Source organism: Rhodococcus sp. C-2, assembly GCF_027854095.1.
Classification (GTDB): Bacteria; Actinomycetota; Actinomycetes; order Mycobacteriales; family Mycobacteriaceae; genus Rhodococcus_F; species Rhodococcus_F qingshengii.
Window position 1 is genome coordinate 206,723 of the sequence record NZ_JAQGFI010000012.1, and the last position, 22,267, is coordinate 228,989.

The following is a 22,267-nucleotide window of genomic DNA, read 5'->3' on the forward strand; positions in this document are numbered from 1 at the left end:
GATGCCTGGAGGTACGTGGTGACTGTCGAGAATGTGATCGAATCCGAAGTGATGCCGCTTCGCCGCGGAACATCGGGATATCGAACCGTGACCGTTGCGTTGTTCGCGGCCGGGCTGTCGACGTTCATCTCGATGTACGCGGCACAGGCGTTGCTGCCTGCGTTCGCCGAAGACTTCCACGTCTCGCCTGCGGTGTCTGCGCTGTCCGTCTCGGCGACGACGGGCATGTTGGCGTTGGCAATCATTCCGGCCAGTGCGCTCTCCGAGCGGTTCGGTCGCACACGGGTGATGATCGCGTCGGCGTCGGCGTCCTGTGTGATCGGTTTACTTCTACCGCTGAGTCCGACGATCGAGGTTCTGCTGGTCGGACGCGCAGCACAAGGATTGGCTCTGGCCGGTGTCCCGGCGGTGGCGATGGCCTATCTGGCCGAGGAGGTCGATCGGAAGGACCTCGGTGCAGCGATGGGAAGGTACGTCGCCGGCACGACGATCGGTGGGCTGATCGGACGGCTCGTGCCGTCGGCCGTCGTCGATTTCAGTACGTGGCGTTGGGCGCTGTTGACTGCGTCCGCGCTGTCGGCATTGTTCGCGCTCAACATGATCCGGCGGCTTCCCGCGTCGAAGTTCTTTCGCCCGCAACCGATATCGGCGCGCACGATCGCGTCGAATCTACGACGCCACCTTGCGAACCCGTCGCTGCGAACACTCTTCGCTTTGGGATTCATCCTGATGGGCGGCTTCGTGTCGATTTACAACTTCCTCGGGTTTCGGCTCACGGCAGCACCTTTCGGCCTTCCTGAAGCGCTTGTGGGCCTGGTGTTCCTTTTCTACCTTGCCGGAACTTTCACCTCGGCGGTAGCCGGCGGGGCCTCTGACCGACTGGGTAGGCGCAGCGTGCTGCTCGGGTCGGTTGTCGTCATCGGTATCGGCCTGGCACTGACCGTTCCGGACAATCTGGCGTTGACGCTCGTGGGGATGCTGCTCTTCACCGGAGGATTCTTCGCCGCACATTCGGTGGCCAGCGGTTGGGTGGGGCTGATCGCTACCGATCACCGGGCCGAGGCGTCGGCGTTGTATCTGTTTGCCTACTACGCGGGTTCGTCCGTGGCGGGCGCCCTCGCGGGTCTTGCATACGCGGGTGGCGGTTGGGTCGGGGTCAGTACTTTTGTGGGCGCGCTGCTGTTGGTTGCGTTTGCCTTGTCACTGAGGATGTTTCGATCTTCGACGATTGACTGAACAGAGCACTGCGGCGACCCCGAACGGGATCGCCGCAGTGCGTTCTGTCGAGCGTCTTACTTCTTGCCTCCGCCGAGGAGGCCGCCGAGCAGGTCTCCGAGGCCGCCGCCACCGGATCCACCCAGGATGCCGCCGAGTGCGCCGCCGATGCCGCCGCCGGAATTGCCGCCGCCGCCGAGAATTCCGCCGAGGAGATCCCCGAGCCCGCCGCCACCGGAGGCCTGAGTCTGCGCGCCGGCACCGCCACCGGTGAACTGCTTGGCGAGGTAGGCCAGGACGATGGGAGCGAGGATCGGCAGCAACTGCTTCACCAGATCGTTTCCACCGCCGCCACCGACACCGCCCAGTGCGCTGGCGACCTGATCGGTGTTGCCGCCGAAGATGTTCGAGACGATCTTCTGACCGTCAGCGGTGTCGACTTTGCTGATGTCGACGCCGTCGTCGAGAAGGCTGGTGTCGGCGTGAGACTGCAACGCGCTTTCCAGCGAGGCTGCACCGGCGGGATCCTGCGCGTTGGCGCCGAGGCCACCGACCAGGGTCGGAAGTGCAGTCTTGACCGCCGATTCGGCAGTTGCCTGGTCGACGCCGAGTTGCTGCGCGATCTGGTCGATGGGGATCTGGGATAGAAGGTCGTCAAGCGATGCCATTGATGCCCTACCTCTTCTGGGGTACTACTCGTCAGTACCCGGCTGTTGCAGACACTAGTGAATGTCGGCGTCGACGGTAACCCTCCGGTTGCCGAGCGGTCAGGCTCGGGTCTTCTCGCGGGGGACCAGGCACGCTAGGAGAGCGAGAATCAGTCCGCCGGCCGTCAGAATGAATCCTGTCTGATTTGTCAGGATCGTGGAGTAGTTTTCCCTGATGACATTGTCGAACTGATCGTTCACGCGGTAGTAGAACGTGCCAAGAGTCCCCAATCCCACGATAATTCCGATCCATGCTGCGATGCGAGAACCGAACAATGCGGCGATCAGAATCAATACGGCGGCGGCGAGCAGAAGTATCGCCATCGACCGGTAGAAGGTCACGGACTGATCGCCGAGTTGCTCGATTGCCCACCCTGCCGGAAAGCCGTCCCGCAGGTCCTCGAGGCGAACATTGTCGGGTTTGACCCCGGCCAGTACGTACATGAACGAGCCGACGGCAACGGCGATTCCACAAATGAGCAGAACGAGATGAACTAACGTGCGCATGCCAGTCTCCCTGTGTTCGGAGTTCGGTGACGCGGTCGTCGCCGAGCCTAGCTGTGTCGCGGGTGTCAAGCTCGGTATCGAGCGTGCAGAATCGTCTCCATGCCCGACAACATGCGTCGACTCGAAGAGATCTCGCTGTCGCTGCCGGAAGCGGAGCGCGTCGACATCGAAGCGTGGGACGGCCACCCGACGTTCCGGGTCCGCGGCAAGAACTTCGTGTTCTGCAACGTCGAAGCCACCTCCTTGACCGTCAAGCTGAGCAAGGAGGAAGCCGAAGCGGTGGTGGCCACCGAACCAGGCGCAAGTGCTGCGGGCTATGGACTCGGTCGACACGGGTGGGTTGCACTCGACATCGGCACCGACGTTTCCGAGGAGAAATGGTCGCAACTGGAGGAGTGGATCTACACCTCGTTCACCCTCGTTGCGCCGAAGCGGCTTGCCCGGATCGTTCTCGATGCGGATGAGGAACGCCCGTAACGGATAGATTCGTCAGTACAGACGCCGACTAGACGAGGAATTGTCATGACGACACCGGAAACTTCACCGGCCACCGCAAAACCGGGCATGCCGCCGTGGGCGAAGAAGGCCATCGGGATCGCAGTGATGGCGGTGGTCCTGGTCATCGCTTACTTCATCCTTGCCGCCTTCCTTCCGCGTTGGTGGGCGCAGCGCATTGCGTCGTTGGCGAACGGCAGTTTCAGCGCCGGAATCGCGTGGGGGCTGCTGTTCGGTCTCGTGTGCACCCTGGTCCCGCTCATCTTCTTCCGGGCGGTCTGGCAGGTGCGCAAGCGCAAGCATGCTCGAATCATGCAGATCACGGCTCTCGCGTTGGGTGTGATCTTCGCGCTGCCGAATCTGCTCTCTCTGACAGTTGTTCTCGGCAACAACAACGCTGCGCATGCGGGCGAGCGGATCCTCGACGTCGACGGCCCCGGATTCCGCGGAGCATCCGTTGTCGGTGCCGTCCTGGGCGTTGCGTTGTTCCTTGGACTTGTCGCGCTCGGCTACATGTACAAAAAGCGTGGAAAGGATCTCGACAAGATGCGCGGTGAGCTCAAGCAGCACGAGCCGCAGAGCAAGGGCGAGGCTCCGGCTCCGGAAATCTGAGTCAGCTCTTCGACCGAGTACTCAGTCCGACACCGACTCCGACGGTTCCCGCCGCCACCAGTCCGGCGAGCGGGACAGCCCAGTGTCCGGCAAATGTGCAGGCGAGAACCAGGATTGCACTCACCGGTAGAACAGCCTGCTCGATCCTGTCGCGCTTGAAGTGGCGTGAATGCATGAGCCACACGAAGATCAGGAACATCGCGGCCGGAATCGTGACCGCGGCAGATGCTGTGAACGTCGAAATGTGCGCTTCGCCAACTGCTTCCTCGACGGCTACTTCGATGCCGGCGCCGATGGCCGCAGCGGATCCGAATACGAAGTAGTGCCCGTATCCCCACAACAGGACGGCGCGATTGCCTTGGTCTGCGAGGTACTCGTGGATCGGGACGGCGAAGTAGATCCACAACGCGGAGAACACGATCAGAACTCCGCCGACGGCAATCGGAATCAGTAGATCGGCGGCGTCGAAATCCCGGATGCCGGATTGGACCGCGATGGTGGCGGCAGCGATGGTTTCGCCGAGCATGATGATGGTGAAGAGGCCGTAGCGTTCGGCGATGTGATGCGGGTGCCACGGCGTCTGGTGGTTGCGTTCGGCGATCGCCGGCACCGCGAGTTCGGCGATCATGAGAACGAAGAAGCCCGGAATCCACGCCGACGCCGGCATCAGGAGCAGCACGATCCAGCCGGCCTGGACGATCACGAGCCCGGCGGCATATTGCAGAGCAGTGGTTCGCGCTGCACCGGATTCACCGCTGGCGGCTCGAAGCCATTGGCAGGTGAGCGCAATTCGCATGATGAGGTAGCCGACGATGGCCGTCGTACGGTCGGTTCCGTCGAATGCGTCGGGGATTCCGGCGGCGAAGACGAGCACGCCACAAATCTGTACGAAGGTCGCGACCCGGTAGGGGACGTCGTCCGTGTCGTAGGCAGACGCGAACCAGGTGAAGTTCACCCACGCCCACCACAGCGCGAAGAAGACGAACATATAGCCGGCGATGCCGTCGGCGTAGTGGCCCTCGGCGACAGCATGCACCAGTTGAACTCCGGCCTGTGCGGCTGCAACCACGAAACACAGGTCGAAGAACAGTTCGAGTGGCGTCGATGCGCGATGGTTCTCGTCGCGGCTGCGTGCGCGCATCCGGATGATCGGCATAACGGCCCGGCCGTGGCCCGCGCCCGTACTGGTGTGTTCTGTCATCGTCCCCACCTTGCTCCGACGTCTAGTGCAGGAGCGCAGTCTAGGGCGAATTCCGTCGGGTCGACGAATGAGACATTTCGCCCCTCACCACACGAGAACGGGTTTGACGACTCGGCCCGACGCCTGATCTTCGACGGCTTTGTTGATGTCGGAGAACGCGTAGCGCGTCACCAAGCGGTCGATCGGAAACCGGCCACCGGTGAAGAGCTCGACGAGTTCGGGGATGAATGTCGAGACTTCCGACTCTCCTTCGATGCATCCTCGAATTGTCTTTCCGCTCAGCATGATGTCGGCCATGTTCACCTCGACCGTGGATGCTCCGAGTCCGACTACTGCCAGTGTTCCCCGTGCTCGAAGTGATGTGACGGCTTGATTGATCACGGAGCCGATTCCGGTGGTGTCGAGGGAATGTGTCGAACCTCCGTCGGTGGCGGCGCGTACTGCTTCGACCGCGTCCTCGGTGGTCGGATCGACAGTGACGGCGCCGAATTCCTCGGCGAGTTCGCGCCGCTGCGCAACGGGGTCCACGGCGACCAGGGTGGAAACGCCGGCAGCCCTCGCCGCCAGCAGCGCTGCGAGTCCGACGCTGCCTGCCCCGAAAACGGCAAACGTCGAGTCGGGCTCGGGGCGAAGTAGATTCAGCACGGCACCCGCGCCGGTTTGAAACCCGCAGCCGAGCGGAGCCGCGACGGTCAGGTCCACCGCAGGATCGACGACGACGGTGTTGTCGGCAGTGGCTATGACGTATTCCGCGAAGCTGGACTGGCCGAAGAATGCGGACCGTATCGGAGTTCCGCTTCGCCGGACCGGCGTCGAGCCGTCGGTGCGTGCGCCAGAGCTGTTGAGCCCGTGTGAGCTTTCGCAGTACGCCCGATGACCGCTGAGGCACTGCCTGCACACACCGCAACTGCGGTAGCTCAGCAACACGTGATCACCGGGCGCAATGCTGTCGATCGACGAGCCGACGGCCTCGACCACCCCCGCTCCTTCGTGCCCGAACACGCAGGGGCCGAGCCTTTCCGGTAGCACCGACTTCGTGAACAGATCTGTGTGGCACAGGCCGGTCGCGACGATGCGAACCAGAATCTCGTCCGTGCGGGGTTCGTCGATCTCGACGGTGTCGAGCGTGAAGGGGGAGTGCGGGCCGTGTGAGAGCGCCGCTGTCATCTGCATGGAGGATCTCGAATTCTGTTCGGCGCGAATCACGCTCGCTCGAGCAGGAAGTAGTAGTGCTGCCCGCCGTCGAGAACCAACGCCGACTTTCCGTTCATGATGCCCATCAGTGTCGAGTCGTCGACCTTCTTGAAGTGGTCGAAGATCGGCGCACCGTCGTAGACCATCGTTGCCGTGACTTCGCCACGAAACTCGATGTTCCACAGGCTTGCTTCGCCATTGCCGCCCTTGACGTCGGAATAGAGGTTGCCGTCTTCGTCTCGGCAGATCAACGGCTTGGCATCCTCGACGGAATTGAAAGTCTTGCCGTACCAGCGGCTCGCGGACAGCTTTTCGTGCAGACGATGACCGGTGGCGAAGTCGTCACCCTTCCACTCGCCGAGGATTTCTTCGGCGGCGACGGTTTCCAGCGCGGCCCACACTTCGTCGAGTTCTGCTGGTGAAACACTACTTTCCGATCCACGGAGCCGGGTGAATGCGGTTCGAGCGTCATCGAGATTCATGTCTCTCCTCGAGTCGACGGTAAGTGGCACGACTTGTTCGCGAACCAAATTGTTCGTCAACTCTGCACGCTACGCCGAACCGGATGGTTCGGCAACGGCCGATTCGTTCTAGGCTGTGAACATGCGCTCAGCAGGGGAAGCTACGAGGGACCGCATTCTGGCGGCCGCAAAGGACGAATTTGCCACGTACGGGCTGGCCGGCGCGCGGATCAATCGGATCGCCGCGCAAGCGCGTGCCAGCAAAGACCGTCTCTATGCGTACTTCGCAAGCAAGGAAGAGCTGTTCGCTGCCGTGACCGAACAGTGGACGTCCGAAACAACAGCGGAGACAGCACTTCGAGGTGACGACTTGCCGGGCTATGCAGGTCGCCTCTTCGACAACTACGTTGCCCATCCCGAGAACGCCCGATTGCAGCAATGGGCGGATCTCGAAGCGCCGGACGTCATGAGCGAGGACGACATACGAAGCAAGACCTTCCGGCCTAAAGTTGCGGAAATCCGCAAGGGGCAGCTCGAGGGACACATCGACCCCGCGTGGAATCCCACGGAGTTGATCCTGCTGATCACGGATATCGCCCGGATGCTCGCGCTCAAGTCGTCTCGTTCCATCCCTCGACGTCGGGAGGCGGCAGTCGAGGCGGTTCGGCGTTTGATTGTGGCGTAGCGAGTCCAAACGCGAACGTCCACGCCCGTCGCTGTGTGGTTGCCCGGATTTACGGATTTCTCAGTAACGGTGCGTACGTTGGGCGTCGGCTCGTTGACGCCCTCGGGATGTTGACGTGCCGCCAAAACTTTTGTCGTCGACTGTTCAGATGCTGGTGAGCAAAAGGATCGCGGCCGGCCACCCTGACTGAATATCGTCGACGCCGAGCGTGTTCCTTCGGTGCGCGCACCTGTTCAGCATCTGGAGTGGACCCGTGTCGAAGTGGCCGTGCATATGAAGATCTCGAAGAAGGTAGCGCTGGTCGTTGTGGCTGCTTGCGCCCTGACGTTGGGATCGGCGCAAGTCGGAACCGCCCGCGCGGACGCGCCGGTCAAGGTCAGCGTGGCCGGTCATGTGGTGAGCGCCGGGCACTTCGAGCAGGTGCGGCGCCCCAACCGGTGTGTGAAGGCCGGGACGGGGAAGTCGAAACCGAGCGAGCAGAAGTCCACGAATCGCAGTGGGCGTCGAGGCAGCGGGGGATGCTTCTGACAGTGATTGCGAAGTTCCGCAATCAGCCGTCGCAAATCTGTAACACGTTCTAATCTTGCGGTATGGACGTGACTTACGAAGGGACCAAACGCGAAGTCGCTACCGACAGGGGGACTTTGCGCTATCACGAGGCGGGCGATGGTCCGCCGTTGATCCTGTTGCACGGCTCCGGGATCGGCGTGAGTGGATGGCGGAATTACCGGGGGAACCTCGAGGTGTTCGCAAAGCACTTCCACTGCTACCTCCTGGAGTTCCCGGGGTTCGGCGTGAGCGATGCCGTCGACGGTCATCCAGTTCTCACGGCAACCTCGGCGGTGGTTCGATTCATGGATGCGCTGGGAATCGAATCCGCTGCGATGATCGGCAATTCGATGGGCGGAGTTGTCGGGGTCAACGTCGCGATGAGGTTCCCTGACCGCGTCCGCAGATTGGTCACCATCGGAGGCGTGGGCCCGAACATCTTCAGTCAGAACCCGAGCGAAGGTACGCGTCTCCTCCAGGAATTCGCCGACGCTCCCAGCCGTGAGAAGTTGGTTCGCTGGCTCGAGTGCATGGTTTACGACAGATCCGTGATCACCGAGGAGCGGATCGAGGAACGATGGCAAACGGCCAACGATCCGGCCTCGCACCAGGCATTGACCGCGATGTACGGATCCAAAGCCTTTGCCGCTCAGCAGCAGATGATGTCCAACTCGGATGTGCCGCCGTACTGGTCGATGATGCACAAGGTGCAATGCCCGACCTTGCTGACATGGGGACTCGATGATCGGCAGTGTCCGCCGGACATGCCGATGATTCCGATGCGACTGATTCCGAACGCCGAACTGCATGTATTTCCGAACTGCGGGCACTGGGTGATGATCGAAGCCAAGGAGGCATTCGAGCGCGTGACCCTCGAGTTCCTGCTTCGATGACCTGCTGTTGCATTCATGTGGCACGAATCGATGTGGCACGAATGCACAAGACCCGGCGCCTCTGAATGAGGCGCCGGGTCTGTGTTTGTGCCCCCAGTAGGACTCGAACCTACGACCTGCGGATTAAAAGTCCGTAGCTCTACCAACTGAGCTATAGGGGCGCGGCGCAGAGTCTAACGGGACCGCAGAGTCCGTGAAAACACCACCCCCACCAGAAGGGCGATTCCGATGACGGCGATGGTCCCGCCAGTGCGATGCAGACCCGCGTCGTCGATGGTTCCGCGCATGGTCAGCTCGATGACGACGGCCGCAAGGTTGGCGCCGATGTACTGGATTGTTCGGTAAAGACCGATCGCAGTTCCGACGTCGGCGGAGGTGGTCACCGAGTTGATCAGGTTCTGGTTTCCCATGTTGTTGAAGCCGTTGGGAATGCCCAGGATCGCCGCAATCAGCAGGAGTGCCACAAGGGGAGTCGAACTCGATTCGACAAAGGCAATCAGAATCCCGCCGACAGCCAACGCGGCGGTGCCGATCAGGAGGGTGATTCGTGCGCCGAATTTCCCGTACACCCTGGACGCGGACATGGTCGCGAAGATCCCGACCGCAGCGACAGGCAGCATGAAGAGCCCGGCGCTGATCGGTGACATTCCGCGGGCTACCTGTAGCCACTGGGGGAGTCCGAAGAAGATGCAGTAGAACGCTGTGTAAGTCAGCAGGGTCCGGCCGAGAGTCATGCTCAGTGCGCGGTTTCGGACGACGGCGCGGACGTCGATGAACGCCGAGGCCGTTCGACGTTCCCACCAGACGAACAGGAACGCGAAGAGGGCCGTCGACGGGACGAGGTACCACTTCGCGTGCTCGGCGAGAGAGAGGAGAAAGAGCATCGTCGATGTCGTCAGAGCGAGAAACAGGGTGATGCCGAGTGGGTCGAGAGATTTGAACAACGCAGCGGCGCCGGCCCGGTCGGGCAGGGCGGAGTCGCTCGGGGCGGCGAAGAAGACCCATACGGCAGTGACGACGACAAGCGGGAGGTTCACCCACATGATCGATTGCCAACCGAGTGTGCCGACCAACAACCCGCCGAGAGTGGGCCCCAGCGCGACGACCGATTGAGCGCAAATGGTGAGTGTTGCTATAGCTGAACGGGTTTGAGTCCGGTGGCGGTCAGCGTATTCGCGGATGACGGTCATCGCGTTCGGATACTGTGTCGCCGTGCCGATTCCGAGCAGGATTCGTGCGGCGATCAGCCAGCCCAGCGACGGGGCGAGCGAGCCGAGGATCGATCCGGCAGCGATCAGGCCCAATCCGGCGAGGTAGACGCGTTTGGCGCCGAGGATCGATCCGAGTCGACCAGCCGCCGGCGCCGTGACCGCAGTCGCGATGTAGAGGGCCGAGATGACCCACGCTGTGCCTGAACTGGAACCGAAGTATGTGGCGATCGGGACGATTGCCACCGCAATCATCGACGAGTTCAGCGCTTGAAGAACGGTTCCGGAGCCGAGAGCAAGACTCAGTTTCAGTGGAACGGGAGTTTGGGGGGTCGGCGTTTCGACGACGGTGGTCACGAGTTCATCAGTGACTCCTCTGATATCGATGTCGATGCTGGGGACTCGCCCTGGCCGAGTCTTCGCAGGATTCGGCCGGCGATCAGAAGCAAGTCACGCTCGGCTTCGGTGCACTCGGCGTCGATGACCTCGGCCAGCCACTCTGTTCGTTTCGTTCGGTCTTCGTGAAGGGTCGATGTGCCGAGTTCGGTCATCGTGACCAAGACCGCGCGGCCGTCCGATGGATCCGCCCTTCGCGTCACCATGCCCTGCTCTTCGAGCGCGGCCACGGTCTTTGCGATTGATTGCGGCGTGACGCGCTCGAATTTTGCCAATTCTTTGGCGGTCGACGGACCTTGTCGGTCGAGGTGGCCGAGGGCCTGGATCTGGCTCGGCGTGAGCTTGTGGTCGTTGCGTTTGGTGCGTAGACGTCGGACGAAGGCACCCAGATCGTCCCAAAGTACGTCGATCTCGTCTCGAGCCTTGCTGCGACCCTCTCCAACATTCATTTAGACAGTCTAACTGTGTTGTTTCGATGCTGCCAGTACGGTTTCGACGGAAAAGGGGGAATAAACAATTGCACTAGTTGTTTAAAACCTTGGGACTGCTGTCCATCGGTCGGCGAAGCAGTTCCGTCTGCGAGGTCGAATTATCAGAATCTCGGGCACGAAAAAGCTCGGATGCGCACCCCCTGCGGCGCACCCGAGCGGCCAAAACCATACCACTTGGTGTCTTTTGGGCATAAAGTCGGTTCTTGTCCCCTGAACAGCCGATTGCGTCTAGTACTTTTGGCGGGTATGGCTCTAGTCCTTACGTAGGGTGTGTTGGAGGGGATATTGTGAAGTTTCGGGGGATGACAGGCGCCGATCACGGCGGCTCTGCGTACCAACTCTGCGAGAGGCACAACACCGTAAATGGCACGTCAACAAGAGCGTGCGCGGCGTACCCGCGCCGCCCTGGTCGAAGCGGCTGCAGTCGAATTCGCCAAGCGCGGCTATGCAGCTGCGTCGGTGAACACGATCCTCGAGGGCTCCCGCGCCACCAAAGGCGCCATGTATTTCCATTTCCAGTCCAAGGAAGAGTTGGCGCGAGCGGTTCTGACCTCGGCTATCGAAACCTTCACTGGAATTACTGATCGTTGGGCCAAGAGAACAGACCTCGATCCATTCGTCGCTTTGCACGGTCTCGTGCTCGACATTGCCGAGGTCTTCCGTGCCGAGGTGATCGTGCAGGCGGAATTCCGGCTGATCATCGAGCCCGAGTTCTACAAGGATGTGCAGTCCGGTGGTGGGCAGGTCTGGGGAAAGACCGCCTATGAGTTGGCATTGCGTGCCAAGGACGACGGTTTGCTCCGAGAAGACGCCGACCCGGACAAATTCACGCGTGTACTGGCAGCGAGCCTTGCCGGCCAGCGGTACATGGCAGACCTGATTGCCTCCAGTGGAGATCTGGGCGAGTGGTTCGAGGAGTCTCTCGAAGTAGTCCTCGAAGCCATGGCTACGCCGCAGTGGTTGGAGACGTTCCATCGTGACGGGTGGCCCCAAGTCGAGTTCCCTGACACTGAATAGTGCACTTTTCTGCCCGTGAACAGGCGATTTGTGATTTCCGAATGCCGTGCCATAAGCTATCCAAGCTCCCAACGGAACGCCGTTGGGGTACTAGTTCGGAGAGATCCGGCGGGCCCCCTTCGTCTAGCGGCCTAGGACGCCGCCCTTTCAAGGCGGTAGCGCGGGTTCGAATCCCGTAGGGGGTACGTTTTGCGAAAGCGAAACGATGCAGTATGGTTTGACCCGCACGACACGCTTTGAGATGCACAAATGCCAGGCCAGGACAGTGGTTTGGGAGCGGCTCGAAGATGTAGTACGGTTTCACAGCAAGGAAAAAGCAAGGCCCTGTGGCGCAGTTGGTTAGCGCGCCGCCCTGTCACGGCGGAGGTCGCGGGTTCGAGTCCCGTCAGGGTCGCAAAGCTTTGTTCTCAATCAATCGGTTGAGAACAAAGCAATGCGATAGGCATTCGGTTCGGGTGCCGTCCGGCCAGGTAGCTCAGTTGGTACGAGCGTCCGCCTGAAAAGCGGAAGGTCGCCGGTTCGATCCCGGCCCTGGCCACCATAATTCTTATCGACAAGCTCCAATCTCATGTTCTTCGAACATAAGGTTGGAGCTTTTTCGTGTTCGGATGTCAGTCGCCATAAACCGCTCGGCTCGATCATCTGAGTTATACGCATCCTTTGTCTCCGTGAATGATTCCGGTGACCGGGAACGTGCTGCGCGTCACTCCGTCAAGAACCTCACTATTAGCCGGTTGCGGCCGATCCCTGGCCGCGTCTACTGGAAGTGAGGTGGAATCTCCGTGTCGCACTCGAGATCTTGGCCTATCGGGAAAGTCAGCCGGGTCGCCGTGGCGCTGATCGGTGCCGGTGTCCTGTTGGTGGGCTGCGCGAGCAGCAATGACGACAGCGGTACCGATACGACGACCGCGTCGGGAGACATCGTGACCGGCATGGTCAACGAGCAGCCCGATCCGGGAACTGCGGTGGCCGGCGGGACCATGACGTACGGCGTACAGGTGCTCGTTCCCTCACTCGACCCGACGAAGACGGCCGCTCGCGGCGGTTCCGGCGGTGAGGCCTTCGCTGCTGTGTACGACGTCCTGATGAGTTACGACACTGCGAGCGGCGAGTTCGAGCCCAAGTTGGCTGAATCGCTCGAGACAGCTGACGACGGAGCCACCTGGACGCTGAAACTTCGCGACGGTGTGAAGTTCAGTGACGGCACCACCCTCGACGCCAACGCCGTGATCGCGAGCATCGATCGGTACAACGCGGGCAAGGGCAATGGCGCCGAACTGTGGCTGGCTTCGGCGGAATCGGCGCAGGCAAGCGGTCCGACGACAGTGGAATTCAAGCTGAAGACGCCGTGGATGCGTTTTCCGTCGATGCTCGCACTCGGGCACGGGATGATCGTCGCCCCGAGTTCGCAGCAAGGCGACAAGTTCACCGCCGTCGGAGCCGGACCTTTCACCGAAGATGTCTTCACACCGAGCGTCGAGCGAATCTTCAAAGCCAACCCGTCCTACTACGGCGGCGCTCCCAAGCTGGACAAGTTGCGGATGGTTGCGCTCAACGGCCCGCAGGCCAATCTCGAATCATTGAACAGCGGTCAGCTCGATGTCGCCTACATTCGCGGCCTCACGTCGGCGATCAATTCTGCCAAGTCCGCTGGTTACCCCGGCTACATCGACGTGCTCAATGCCGGCAGTGCCGAGATCGTCAACAACCGTGAAGGCCGACCGGGCTCGGATGTTCGCGTTCGCCAGGCCATCGGCTACGCGCTGGACACCACGTTGATCGATCAGCGAGTGGAAAACGGTGAGGGACTGCCGGGCTCGGAGTTGTTCGGTCCGACGTCGCAATGGCATGTAGACACACCGGGTATTGCCTACGACCCCGAAAAGTCGAAGGAACTTCTGAATCAGGCAAAGGCAGACGGGTACGACGGCAGCCTCGACTACGTCGTTCTCAGTGAGCCGAAGGACCACGCGATCGGCCTCGCCGTGCAGTCACTGTTGCAGGCCGTCGGGTTCGAGGTGAACTTGATCTTGGCCAACAACGCCGGCGACATCGTGCAGAACGTCTACGTCAAGCACGATTTCGACCTCGCGCACGCGGGCATCGGAATGTACGAGTCGATTCTCGATCTCGGATTGTTCTCCACGACCAACAGCACCTCGATGGCGAATACTGCTGGATATGCGAACCCGGCGATGGATCAGCTGATCGCAGATCTACAACAAGCCAAGGACAATTCGTCGACCCTGGCGATCATCGGCAAAATTCAGACGCTGTGGAACGAGACGGTTCCATCGGCGCCGATCGGCGGGCTGACGTCGTTCTGGGCTTGGCAGAAGAATGTTCACGGTGTCGTTCCCACTGCCACGGGAATCATGCTGTTCGATCAGGCATGGATGGGCGCGAAGTAGCGTTCCAGCGCACACCGAGAGCCCCGTCCGACGCGAGTCGGGCGGGGCTCTTTGGTGTCTACGTCGGCTAGCGTTGCGCAACCCTTTCGATCAGGATGATTGTATTGAAATATGTTGTTGGTCAATATGATTCGCCGATCGTGATTTGACTTGTTCAGCGTCGCCCGCATAGATTGCATCCACCATCCAGAGTGGCTGAGAGACCTGGCTCGATGATGCCGCAGCAACCCGCTACCTAACCGCAGTGTGGGTGCTACCGCCAGGACCGATGGAGGACACATGACTGTATTTGCCGTGGGTATCGAACTGGACGGCGAGGGCACTCACCCCGCTGCCTGGCGCCGAAGCTCACACCGCCCGGACCAGCTGCTCACGGGCAAAGCCGTGCGCGATCGCGTCGCGGCTGCCGAGAATGCCGGCTTCACGTTCGCGACGTTCGACGATTCCATCCTCCCCCCGAGTGGTGACGTCGTCGGCCGCATCGATGCCGTCTCGAGGGCGTCGTACGTGGCGGCGACAACCAGCACGATCGGGCTGGTCCCCGTCGTCGGGACCACGTACGCCGAACCGTTTCATACGTCCTCGCAATTGGCGACGTTGGACTACTCCTCGCGTGGGCGTGGCGGCTGGCTTGCTGTTCCGGTCGAAGACGATGCCGCGGCGAGGGCGTGGGGGAGGGCTCCAGTAACAACGGAGTCGGCGCGTCAGCAAGAGCAGCGGGATTCGGTCACCGTTGTGACCGATCTCTGGGACTCGTGGGAGGACGACGCCGTCGTTCGTGACTATCTCAGTGGGCGTTTCCTCGAGCGTGATCGTCTGCATTACGTCAATTTCGAGGGCGACACGTTCTCGGTGAAGGGGCCCGCAATCGTTCCGCGGCCGCCTCAAGGCCAGTTGGTGGTGTTCGGCCGCTACGGCGAAATCGATCCACGCCAGCCGGATGTTGTTCTCGTTTCCGGTGATTCGGTGGAGACCATTGCACAGTCGGCTGCCAAGGCGCGCGATGAGGGCGCGTCATTGGTGGTCGCCGAGCTCGATGTGGCATTCGATACGCCGAATCTGTCTGCGGCGCAGCGGAGGACCGAGCTGAACTCGTACGGGAATGCCGTCGTCACCGGCCGACTGCTCCTGGCTGCAGATCCGGGGGAAGCGGCCGTGGTTCTGAAGGAATTGGCCGGACACCTCGACGGTGTTCATTTCCATGCTCTCGTGATCGACGAGGACCTTCCGGTGCTGGCCAAATTCGTGCTTCCGACGCTGTCCAAGGCCGGGTTGACGCGACGCCCGGTTCCGGGATCGACCCTGAGGGGCAACCTCGGTCTGCAGCGGCCCTCAAATCGATTCGCCCACTCCTCCTGACTTGACTTCGTGCTAAGGATATTTCGGCCATGACTGCATCACGCTCCGCCGTACCTCGACCCGACGCTCACGTTCACTTCGGTGTCTTCTTCCAGGGGGTCAACCACACCACCATCTGGTCCGATTCCGCGAGCGGATCCCAGATCGACTTCGAGACGTTTAGGCGGTTGGTACTCACCGCCGAGCGAGGTCTGTTCGACGCCTTCTTCCTCGGTGAAGGCCTGCGGCTTCGCGAGCAGAACGGCAAGATTCTCGATCTGGATATCGCCGGCCGCCCCGACGCCATTGCGCAGTTGGCCGCCCTCGCCGGTATCACCGACAAGATCGGGTTGGTCGCGACACAGAACACCACGTACAACGAACCGGCCGACCTTGCGCGTCGACTCTCCGGCCTCGACCTACTTTCCGACGGACGGGCCGGCTGGAATGCGGTGACCACCGACAACGCGTGGACGGGAGAGAACTTCCGTCGCGGTGGTTTCCTCGACCACTCCCTGCGCTACGAGCGTGCCGGGCAGTTCATCGAAACCGCGCGGGCACTGTGGGATTCGTGGGCCGACGACGCGATCTCGGATTCTCGCACGTCCGAGAACTGGTCTACTCCGGGTGCCGTCGGCGACGTGCGCAGGCAGACTTCACAGTTCGACATCTCCGTGACGCCGACGCTTCCCCGAAGCCGCCAGGGGCATCCGGTCATCTTCCAAGCGGGTGATTCCCCGAGTGGACGCGATTTCGCGGCGACCCATGCCGACGTCATCTTCTCGCGACACGGGACTCATTTCGACGGCGCGCTCGACTTCGCCGACGACATTCGGGCTCGGTTGCGTGAAGCCGGGCGACCGGAGGACGACGTCAAGATCTTGCCCAGCACGCAGATCGTGTTGGCGGAGAACGAGTCCGAAGTCGAGGAGAAGGCAAGGTGGGTCCTCGAAGGCCAGTTCACCGGTCAGACTGCCCTCTCTCTCGTCGGACTGGTGTGGGGTAAGGACCTTTCCGATCGAGACCCCGACGGTCCACTCCCCGAGGAAGATCCGGTTGCCCGCCCGGTTTCGGAGACGCGCGGTTCCGCGCGGGACGGCAACGACCCCATTGCGATCGCACGTGAATGGCGTGCTCTTGCCGAGGCAAAGAATCTGTCCCTACGTCAGGTCGCTATCGAGACCTCGCAGCGTTCGGGTTTTGCGGGCACTCCGGGGCAGGTCGCAGATCAGTTGGTCCATTGGGTGCGCAATGGAGCTTCGGACGGCTTCAACATCTCGCCGTACCTGGTGCCGACCGGGCTCGACGAGATCGTCGACTGGTTGATCCCGGAACTGCAGGAGCGTGGGGCGTACCGCACCGAGTACTCCACGTCGACGCTGCGAGAGCACTTGGGGTTGCGACCGCCGCTCACGCGTCGGGCCACGTCTGAAGCTGCGGGGTAACGGGTCCTGTCCCACACAGTCACAGCGACGGCCGAATCCACCAAGCTCGGTTCGGCCGTCCGCTGGGAAATCGTCGTCTGCGTAGCTGCGGGTTTCACCACCCTTCTCGATTCGGCGGTGCTCGGAATCGGGGTTCCGTCGATCCGGGCGTCGCTGGGCGCGTCGACCTCGGAGGTGCAGTGGATCCTTGCGAGCTATTCGCTGACTTTCGGCTTGGCCCTGGTGCCGGCGGGCCGACTCGGTGACGTCGTCGGGCGTCGACGCTTGTTCTTGGCAGGCCTGAGCATTTTCGCGGTGATGGGAATCCTCGGAGCGTGTGCGTCGGATCCGTCGATGATCGTGTTGGCTCGGCTGGGGCAAGGGATCGGCGCAGGCACCGTCAGTTCGCAGGTGCTCGGCATCATCACCGACCGGGTGTCCGGAAAGGCTCGGGCGAAGGCGTTGGGCGCGTACAGCACCGCGGGTGGTCTGGCCGGCGTTTCCGGACCGATCCTCGGTGGCGTACTGCTGAAGTATTCCGACGCCGACTTCGGATGGCGGTTGCTTCTCGTTCTCAACGTGCCGTTTGCTCTGATCACACTGATTCTGGCGTTTCGCTTTCTGCGCCGTGATCGAACCACCCGATCGGGCGCGTCGATCGATCCGGTTGGGCTGTGTCTGCTGGCGACTACGACCGGGCTCCTGTTGTGGCCCATCGTGACCCGGACCAGTGTTACTGTCGCCGCGGCTTTCCTGATCGGTGCGTTCGGCGTTGCCGTTGCCTTCTGGTTCTGGGAACGTCGGTACGCCGAGCGCGGCGGGACGCCGGTACTGCTTTCGTCGTTGATCGCCTCACGGGGCTTCCGACTGGGTACGACGGTTGCACTCTTCTGGTTCGGATCCATCCTCGCCGTCAACGCGGTGCTCAGCCTCTATCTGATCGAAGGTTTGGGCTTCGCCCCACTGAGTGCGGCGTTGATCATGACCGGTAGTTCACTCGCGATGGCCCTGACGTCGGCTTTCGGATGGCGGCTCGTTGCCAGGTTCGGCCGAAGTGCGGTGGTTTTTGCGATAGTCGGCGAGATTCTTGTCATCCTCGGCTACATCGCGGCGGTCAATCTGATTCCTCGGGAACATCTGATCCCGGTGCTGATAGTCCTGGCGGTGTTGTCGGGAGTTGCCAGCGGCTTGGTCGACGCGCCCAATCGGGTGCTGACTCTCGAATATGCACCGGCGGGTGCGAACGGAGTTGCGGCGGGTTTCCTTCAGCTGTCGCAGCGACTGTCCGCGACCATCTCGCTGGCCGCGGTATCGGGGTTGTATCTCGGTGTGCTCGGATGCTCGCCCGACGGATATGGACGTGCGTTCGGGATCGCGCTTGCCGTCTGCGTGGTCATGTTGACGCTCTCGTTGGCGGGGGCGGTGGCAGACCGACGCCGGCGAAGGACGTGACCTGGTATTTCGTGGGTCTACATGGACCTCGGGAGGCCGAGCCCGTGTGACTCATGGGACTTGTGTTACCCATGGGTTAGGAGTCGTGGGACGATACTTGTGTGGTGACCGGTCGCAGTGAAGACAAGCCCAACGGTCGCGGGAGTGGAGAGCCAGTTAACTCACCCCGTGGAGCGTCGGACAAACGTGACCGCACATCGACACCCTTCCGCGCTCGAACGGCGATGTGGACGAATCGGCCACTGTTCGATTTCCATATGATCGTCGGTCTGGTCGTGCTGATCGTCGCGTTCGGACTGCTGATGGTGCTGTCGTCTTCGGGCGTCGAATCCTATGTTCTGTCCGGGACGTCCTACGCCCGCTTCTGGCCGCAGTGCATGTTCGCGGCGATCGGCTTGGTGATGTTCGTGGCAGTCGTGCGGTTGCCGACCGAAACGATGCGTAGAGCGTCCCCGTGGCTGCTGATCCTGTGTCTTGTTCTGCTTGTCCTGGTGCTGATTCCAGGTATCGGCTCGGAACAAATGGGTGCTCGCAGCTGGTTTGTGATCGCGGGCATTTCCTTCCAGCCGTCGGAGCTGGCCAAACTTGCTCTGGCGATCTGGTCCGCAGCGACGGTTGCGTCGTTCATGAAGGCGCGGATGGACGTCAACCGCGCGCTGCCGGTGATCGGCGGTACGACGTTGCTGGTTCTGGTTCTGGTGGTGTTGGAGAAGGACCTCGGAACCACCATCACCATCGGCATCATCTTCATGTCGGTGCTGTGGTTCGGGCTGTTCCGGATGAAGACATTCATCAGCCTCACGCTCGGTTCCGCAGTCGCATTTCTCGTGCTCGGGCTTACTGCTGGTTACCGCTCGGATCGCATCAAGGCTTTCCTCAATCCTGATCTCGACCCGCAGGGTTTGAACTTCCAGAGCACTCAGGCCAAGTACGCATTGGCGAACGGCGGCATCTTCGGTCGCGGTCTGGGGCAGTCCGACGCCAAATGGAGTTACCTCCCGCAGGCGCACAACGACTTCATTTTTGCCGTGATCGGTGAAGAGTTGGGTCTGGTCGGTGCGCTGATCGTCGTTGCTCTCTTCGCCGCGGTTCTGATCGTCGGACTGCGAATCGCGAAGCGGTCGACCGATCCGTTCCTCAAGGTCATGACGGCGACAGCAACGACGTTGATCGTCGTGCAGGCGTTCATCAACATCGCCTACGTCGTCGGCCTGATTCCGGTGACCGGTCTGCAACTACCGCTCATCTCGGCGGGCGGAACGTCGATGATCACCACCCTGCTGATGTTCGGGCTCATCGCGCACGCAGCCTTCCGTGAGCCCGAGGCTGTCGCCTCGGCCGAGAGCAGCGGTCGCGGTTGGATACCGCTGGTCTTCGGCAAGCCTCGGTTCGGCATTGCCAAGAAGCCACAGACCGATCGACGGAGGCCGCCAGCTCGCCGCGCCCAGCCTGCTCCAACTGGGCAACGCCGACCGGAACGACGGGCACCACAACCCGACAGACGCCGGACGCCAGCTCCGGGCCGACGCGCACCCTCTCGCGACTGGTCGGAAGATCCACGTAGACGCGGCCGATCCGATCGGCCGCGGCGCGCTTCCTGATCTGGGCCAGTTCCACTGGCGGGCAGTTCGGAAGCGGGCAGTCATGCACCCGACAATTGCGTTGGGCGGCTACATTGGGAGTCGGCAAAACGACGTCTAATAAGGGTTGTGGACATGGCAGGTGGCGACAAGGCAGACCAGTCGGTGGTCGAACGTAGCTCGGTGACCGGACGTCGTACGACGCCGTCGCAGCGAGCGCGTTTTCGCCGGATTGTCGACGCCGCAATGGAATCCGCCTCCGAAGGCGGCTACGACGCGGTGCAGATGCGATCGGTGGCCGATCGCGCCGGCGTCGCGATCGGCACTGTTTACCGGTATTTCCCGTCCAAGAACCACATGCTTGTCGTCGCATTGTTGTGGATGTTCGAGGGTTTGCGTGACAGATTCCAAGACTTTGTAATCCCGGGCGAGACTCCGTCGGACCGGATTCTGTTTGTGCTGCGCAAGAATACGGAGGTCCTCGAGACCGATCACCTCCGTTACGAAGCGTTGGTTCGGGCGTACATGTTCGCGGACGCGTCGGCGACCCCGGAACTCAACGCGCTCGGTGGGGTCGTGACCGAGATGTTCGCGAAGGCGATCGGTGTCGAGGAAGTCTCGCAGCAGCAGTTGGACGCGGTGAAGGTGATCGACGACGTCTGGATGTCGAGTCTCGTCTCGTGGGTTGCGGGCCGGATGACGACGGACGAGGTGATGGCGCACCTCGAACTTGCCGTGCGACTGGTCTTTCGCAAGTTGGGCGGATAGCGCTCAGACGGTGTAGCCACCGTCGACGTTGAGCTTCTGACCGCTGATGAATCCGGCCGCGTCGCTTGCGAGGAAACATACTGCTTCGGCGATGTCGGCAGCTGATCCGAAGCGCTTCAACGGGATTCGGCTCATCGTCACGTCGAGCGCGCCTTGGTCGAGTTCGGCGGAGCTGATCAGGCGCTCCGCCATTCCGTCCGTCAACATGCCTGGTCCTACAGCGTTGAACCGGACGCCGTAGCGTCCTTCCTCTGCGGCGAATCCGCGAACAAGTTGTTCGACAGCCCCTTTGGTGCCAGCGGAGAGTCCGTCGCGCACGGGAAAGCGATCCGTTGCCGCGGTTGTCACCGCCACCACCGAACCCGAGGATGCACGCAGCGCAGGCAGGGCGGTGTGGACGAGGGTGAAGAACGCCGCGGCCTCCTGGTTGAGTTGTTCGGTGAAGAACGCCGGCGTCACACGTGAGAGGTGCGTCATCGGGACGTGCGGTCCCGCAGCGTGGACCAGCGTCGTCAATGTGCCCAGATCATCGACCGCATCGTTGACGGCGGCGCTGATCGACAACTCGTCGGTCAAGTCGAGAGAGTACGAGTGGGCGCGCACGCCATGCGCTCGAATCTGCTCGCTCAGTTGCTCGGCAGCGCCCTTGTTGTTTCGGTAGGTGAAGGCGACGTCGTGTCCGCGTTCGGCAAGGGTCAGGGCGATCGCCGACCCGATTCCACCGGTTCCGCCGCTGACAAAAGCGGTGCGTACTGCGCTCACAATGCCTCCAGATGTCTGCCGATTCCAAACCGAACAAATGCTTGGTTGGGGTGCCAATCGGAATATATCAGTCCGCGAAGGACAGGCTCAGATTGCTATCGCAACCGGACTGATCGTCCTAATCTGTTGCCATGTCCGGAGACAGTGTGCAGTTGACCGACGGGGCGCCCGGTGGGGAATCGGAACCTCACGCACCGAGTTTGAACAATCGCCTGAACTGGCTGCGTGCAGGTGTTCTGGGTGCAAACGACGGAATCGTCTCGACCGCAGGCCTCGTGGTCGGTGTTGCGGCAGCCACAACCGAGCGCTCAGCAATCTTCACAGCCGGTTTTGCTGGACTGGTTGCCGGCGCTGTGTCCATGGCGTTGGGCGAGTACGTCTCGGTCAGCGCTCAGCGGGATACCGAACGCGCACTCCTGCAGAAGGAGAAGAAGGAACTCCTCGAGACCCCGGAGGCTGAACTTCAGGAACTGACCGAGATCTACGAGAACAAGGGATTGAGTCCGGAGACGGCCCGCCGCGTCGCCGAAGAATTAACCGAGCACGACGCCTTCGCGGCGCACGTAGAAGTCGAATTGGGTATCGATCCAGACGATCTCACCAATCCGTGGCATGCAGCGATTTCGTCGGCAATCTCGTTCACGATCGGCGCGGCGATCCCGTTGGTCGCAATTCTGGTGCCGCCGACAGGCATCCGCGTCCCCATCGCATTTTTCGCGGTGCTGATCGCACTTGCGCTGACCGGGACGATCAGCGCGACGCTCGGCGGAGCTCGCAAGACCAGAGCGGTGCTACGCGTGGTGATCGGTGGCGCGCTGGCGATGGCCGTGACGTACGGAGTAGGTCAGTTGGTGGGCACGGGTCTCGCCTGACCCCTGCTGTGCGCCTTTATTAACCGCGG

General features: G+C 61.8%; 22 protein-coding genes, 4 tRNA genes and 1 riboswitch. Of the genes, 17 read left to right on the top strand and 9 right to left on the bottom strand.

Annotation, left to right across the window (positions count from 1 at the left end; translation table 11 throughout):
- Positions 1 to 51: 51 nt before the first annotated feature.
- Entirely contained in the window at positions 52 to 1,236 is a 1,185-nt protein-coding gene (locus tag PCS43_RS25015) for an MFS transporter (protein ID WP_167349871.1), read from the top strand.
- 56 nt (positions 1,237 to 1,292) lie between these two features.
- Here PCS43_RS25015 and PCS43_RS25020 read toward each other — a convergent pair whose 3' ends face one another.
- Together PCS43_RS25020 and PCS43_RS25025 are read right to left on the bottom strand one after the other, a co-directional pair.
- Positions 1,293 to 1,883, bottom strand: coding sequence for a DUF937 domain-containing protein (locus PCS43_RS25020; protein WP_003940105.1), 591 nt, complete (start codon positions 1,881 to 1,883; stop codon positions 1,293 to 1,295).
- Between the two features lie 99 nt (positions 1,884 to 1,982).
- Complete coding sequence (locus tag PCS43_RS25025) at positions 1,983 to 2,429, bottom strand: hypothetical protein (RefSeq protein WP_003939955.1); 447 nt, start codon at positions 2,427 to 2,429, stop codon at positions 1,983 to 1,985.
- Between the two features lie 99 nt (positions 2,430 to 2,528).
- Between PCS43_RS25025 and PCS43_RS25030 the strand changes: the two genes are divergently transcribed.
- Positions 2,529 to 2,906, top strand: a complete 378-nt coding sequence (locus tag PCS43_RS25030) for an MmcQ/YjbR family DNA-binding protein (protein WP_007733864.1) — start codon at positions 2,529 to 2,531, stop codon at positions 2,904 to 2,906.
- Between the two features lie 45 nt (positions 2,907 to 2,951).
- Positions 2,952 to 3,536, top strand: coding sequence for a hypothetical protein (locus PCS43_RS25035; RefSeq protein ID WP_003940111.1), 585 nt, complete (start codon positions 2,952 to 2,954; stop codon positions 3,534 to 3,536).
- 1 nt (position 3,537) lies between these two features.
- Here the strand turns inward: PCS43_RS25035 and PCS43_RS25040 are convergent, their stop codons facing one another.
- The 3 genes from PCS43_RS25040 to PCS43_RS25050 form a co-directional block, all read right to left on the bottom strand.
- Positions 3,538 to 4,737, bottom strand: coding sequence for a low temperature requirement protein A (locus PCS43_RS25040; protein ID WP_073512764.1), 1,200 nt, complete (start codon positions 4,735 to 4,737; stop codon positions 3,538 to 3,540).
- A gap of 84 nt (positions 4,738 to 4,821) precedes the next feature.
- Positions 4,822 to 5,910 (bottom strand): NAD(P)-dependent alcohol dehydrogenase, encoded by a 1,089-nt coding sequence (locus PCS43_RS25045; RefSeq protein WP_193594978.1) that lies wholly within the window; start codon positions 5,908 to 5,910, stop codon positions 4,822 to 4,824.
- A gap of 29 nt (positions 5,911 to 5,939) precedes the next feature.
- Positions 5,940 to 6,413, bottom strand: coding sequence for a DUF4334 domain-containing protein (locus PCS43_RS25050; protein WP_042922266.1), 474 nt, complete (start codon positions 6,411 to 6,413; stop codon positions 5,940 to 5,942).
- 121 nt (positions 6,414 to 6,534) lie between these two features.
- Here PCS43_RS25050 and PCS43_RS25055 point away from each other — a divergent pair, with 121 nt between their 5' ends.
- The 3 genes from PCS43_RS25055 to PCS43_RS25065 all read left to right on the top strand — a co-directional run bounded on the left by PCS43_RS25055 (position 6,535) and on the right by PCS43_RS25065 (position 8,519).
- Positions 6,535 to 7,077: a TetR/AcrR family transcriptional regulator gene (locus PCS43_RS25055; RefSeq protein ID WP_030535258.1), complete on the top strand. Its 543-nt coding sequence runs from the start codon at positions 6,535 to 6,537 to the stop codon at positions 7,075 to 7,077.
- Between the two features lie 219 nt (positions 7,078 to 7,296).
- Positions 7,297 to 7,605, top strand: a complete 309-nt coding sequence (locus PCS43_RS25060) for a hypothetical protein (protein ID WP_136470805.1) — start codon at positions 7,297 to 7,299, stop codon at positions 7,603 to 7,605.
- Between the two features lie 62 nt (positions 7,606 to 7,667).
- Positions 7,668 to 8,519, top strand: a complete 852-nt coding sequence (locus PCS43_RS25065) for an alpha/beta fold hydrolase (RefSeq protein WP_030535259.1) — start codon at positions 7,668 to 7,670, stop codon at positions 8,517 to 8,519.
- Between the two features lie 88 nt (positions 8,520 to 8,607).
- On the opposite strand, the gene PCS43_RS25070 is transcribed toward PCS43_RS25065, so the two are convergent.
- The 3 genes from PCS43_RS25070 to PCS43_RS25080 all read right to left on the bottom strand — a co-directional run bounded on the left by PCS43_RS25070 (position 8,608) and on the right by PCS43_RS25080 (position 10,572).
- Positions 8,608 to 8,680: transfer RNA gene (locus PCS43_RS25070), tRNA-Lys, on the bottom strand.
- Between the two features lie 12 nt (positions 8,681 to 8,692).
- Positions 8,693 to 10,084 (bottom strand): MFS transporter, encoded by a 1,392-nt coding sequence (locus PCS43_RS25075; RefSeq protein ID WP_030535260.1) that lies wholly within the window; start codon positions 10,082 to 10,084, stop codon positions 8,693 to 8,695.
- A complete protein-coding gene (locus PCS43_RS25080; protein ID WP_007733882.1) occupies positions 10,081 to 10,572 on the bottom strand; it encodes a MarR family winged helix-turn-helix transcriptional regulator in 492 nt (163 codons plus the stop codon). Before PCS43_RS25080 ends, PCS43_RS25075 begins: the two co-directional genes overlap by 4 nt.
- 405 nt (positions 10,573 to 10,977) lie before the next feature.
- Between PCS43_RS25080 and PCS43_RS25085 the strand changes: the two genes are divergently transcribed.
- The 10 genes from PCS43_RS25085 to PCS43_RS25130 all read left to right on the top strand — a co-directional run bounded on the left by PCS43_RS25085 (position 10,978) and on the right by PCS43_RS25130 (position 20,604).
- Entirely contained in the window at positions 10,978 to 11,631 is a 654-nt protein-coding gene (locus PCS43_RS25085) for a TetR/AcrR family transcriptional regulator (RefSeq protein WP_003940323.1), read from the top strand.
- 112 nt (positions 11,632 to 11,743) lie between these two features.
- A tRNA-Glu gene (locus tag PCS43_RS25090) sits at positions 11,744 to 11,816 on the top strand.
- Between the two features lie 135 nt (positions 11,817 to 11,951).
- Positions 11,952 to 12,025: transfer RNA gene (locus PCS43_RS25095), tRNA-Asp, on the top strand.
- 70 nt (positions 12,026 to 12,095) lie between these two features.
- Positions 12,096 to 12,172, top strand: a tRNA-Phe gene (locus tag PCS43_RS25100).
- Between the two features lie 241 nt (positions 12,173 to 12,413).
- Positions 12,414 to 14,042: an ABC transporter substrate-binding protein gene (locus PCS43_RS25105; RefSeq protein WP_209909749.1), complete on the top strand. Its 1,629-nt coding sequence runs from the start codon at positions 12,414 to 12,416 to the stop codon at positions 14,040 to 14,042.
- A gap of 179 nt (positions 14,043 to 14,221) precedes the next feature.
- Positions 14,222 to 14,317, top strand: a riboswitch (SAM riboswitch).
- Between the two features lie 4 nt (positions 14,318 to 14,321).
- On the top strand, positions 14,322 to 15,401 hold the full coding sequence (locus tag PCS43_RS25110) for an LLM class flavin-dependent oxidoreductase (protein ID WP_050654776.1): 1,080 nt from the start codon (positions 14,322 to 14,324) through the stop codon (positions 15,399 to 15,401).
- A 29-nt stretch (positions 15,402 to 15,430) separates the two neighbouring features.
- Complete coding sequence (locus tag PCS43_RS25115; RefSeq protein WP_065351335.1) at positions 15,431 to 16,825, top strand: NtaA/DmoA family FMN-dependent monooxygenase; 1,395 nt, start codon at positions 15,431 to 15,433, stop codon at positions 16,823 to 16,825.
- 69 nt (positions 16,826 to 16,894) lie between these two features.
- Entirely contained in the window at positions 16,895 to 18,256 is a 1,362-nt protein-coding gene (locus PCS43_RS25120; protein ID WP_209911697.1) for an MFS transporter, read from the top strand.
- A gap of 224 nt (positions 18,257 to 18,480) precedes the next feature.
- Positions 18,481 to 19,857: a putative lipid II flippase FtsW gene (ftsW, locus tag PCS43_RS25125; protein WP_064687643.1), complete on the top strand. Its 1,377-nt coding sequence runs from the start codon at positions 18,481 to 18,483 to the stop codon at positions 19,855 to 19,857.
- 114 nt (positions 19,858 to 19,971) lie between these two features.
- On the top strand, positions 19,972 to 20,604 hold the full coding sequence (locus PCS43_RS25130; protein WP_007733896.1) for a TetR family transcriptional regulator: 633 nt from the start codon (positions 19,972 to 19,974) through the stop codon (positions 20,602 to 20,604).
- Between the two features lie 3 nt (positions 20,605 to 20,607).
- Here PCS43_RS25130 and PCS43_RS25135 read toward each other — a convergent pair whose 3' ends face one another.
- Positions 20,608 to 21,366, bottom strand: coding sequence for an SDR family NAD(P)-dependent oxidoreductase (locus tag PCS43_RS25135; RefSeq protein ID WP_007733899.1), 759 nt, complete (start codon positions 21,364 to 21,366; stop codon positions 20,608 to 20,610).
- Between the two features lie 131 nt (positions 21,367 to 21,497).
- On the opposite strand from PCS43_RS25135, the gene PCS43_RS25140 reads away from it, so the two are divergent.
- Complete coding sequence (locus tag PCS43_RS25140) at positions 21,498 to 22,238, top strand: VIT1/CCC1 transporter family protein (protein ID WP_007733901.1); 741 nt, start codon at positions 21,498 to 21,500, stop codon at positions 22,236 to 22,238.
- Positions 22,239 to 22,267: the final 29 nt, after the last annotated feature.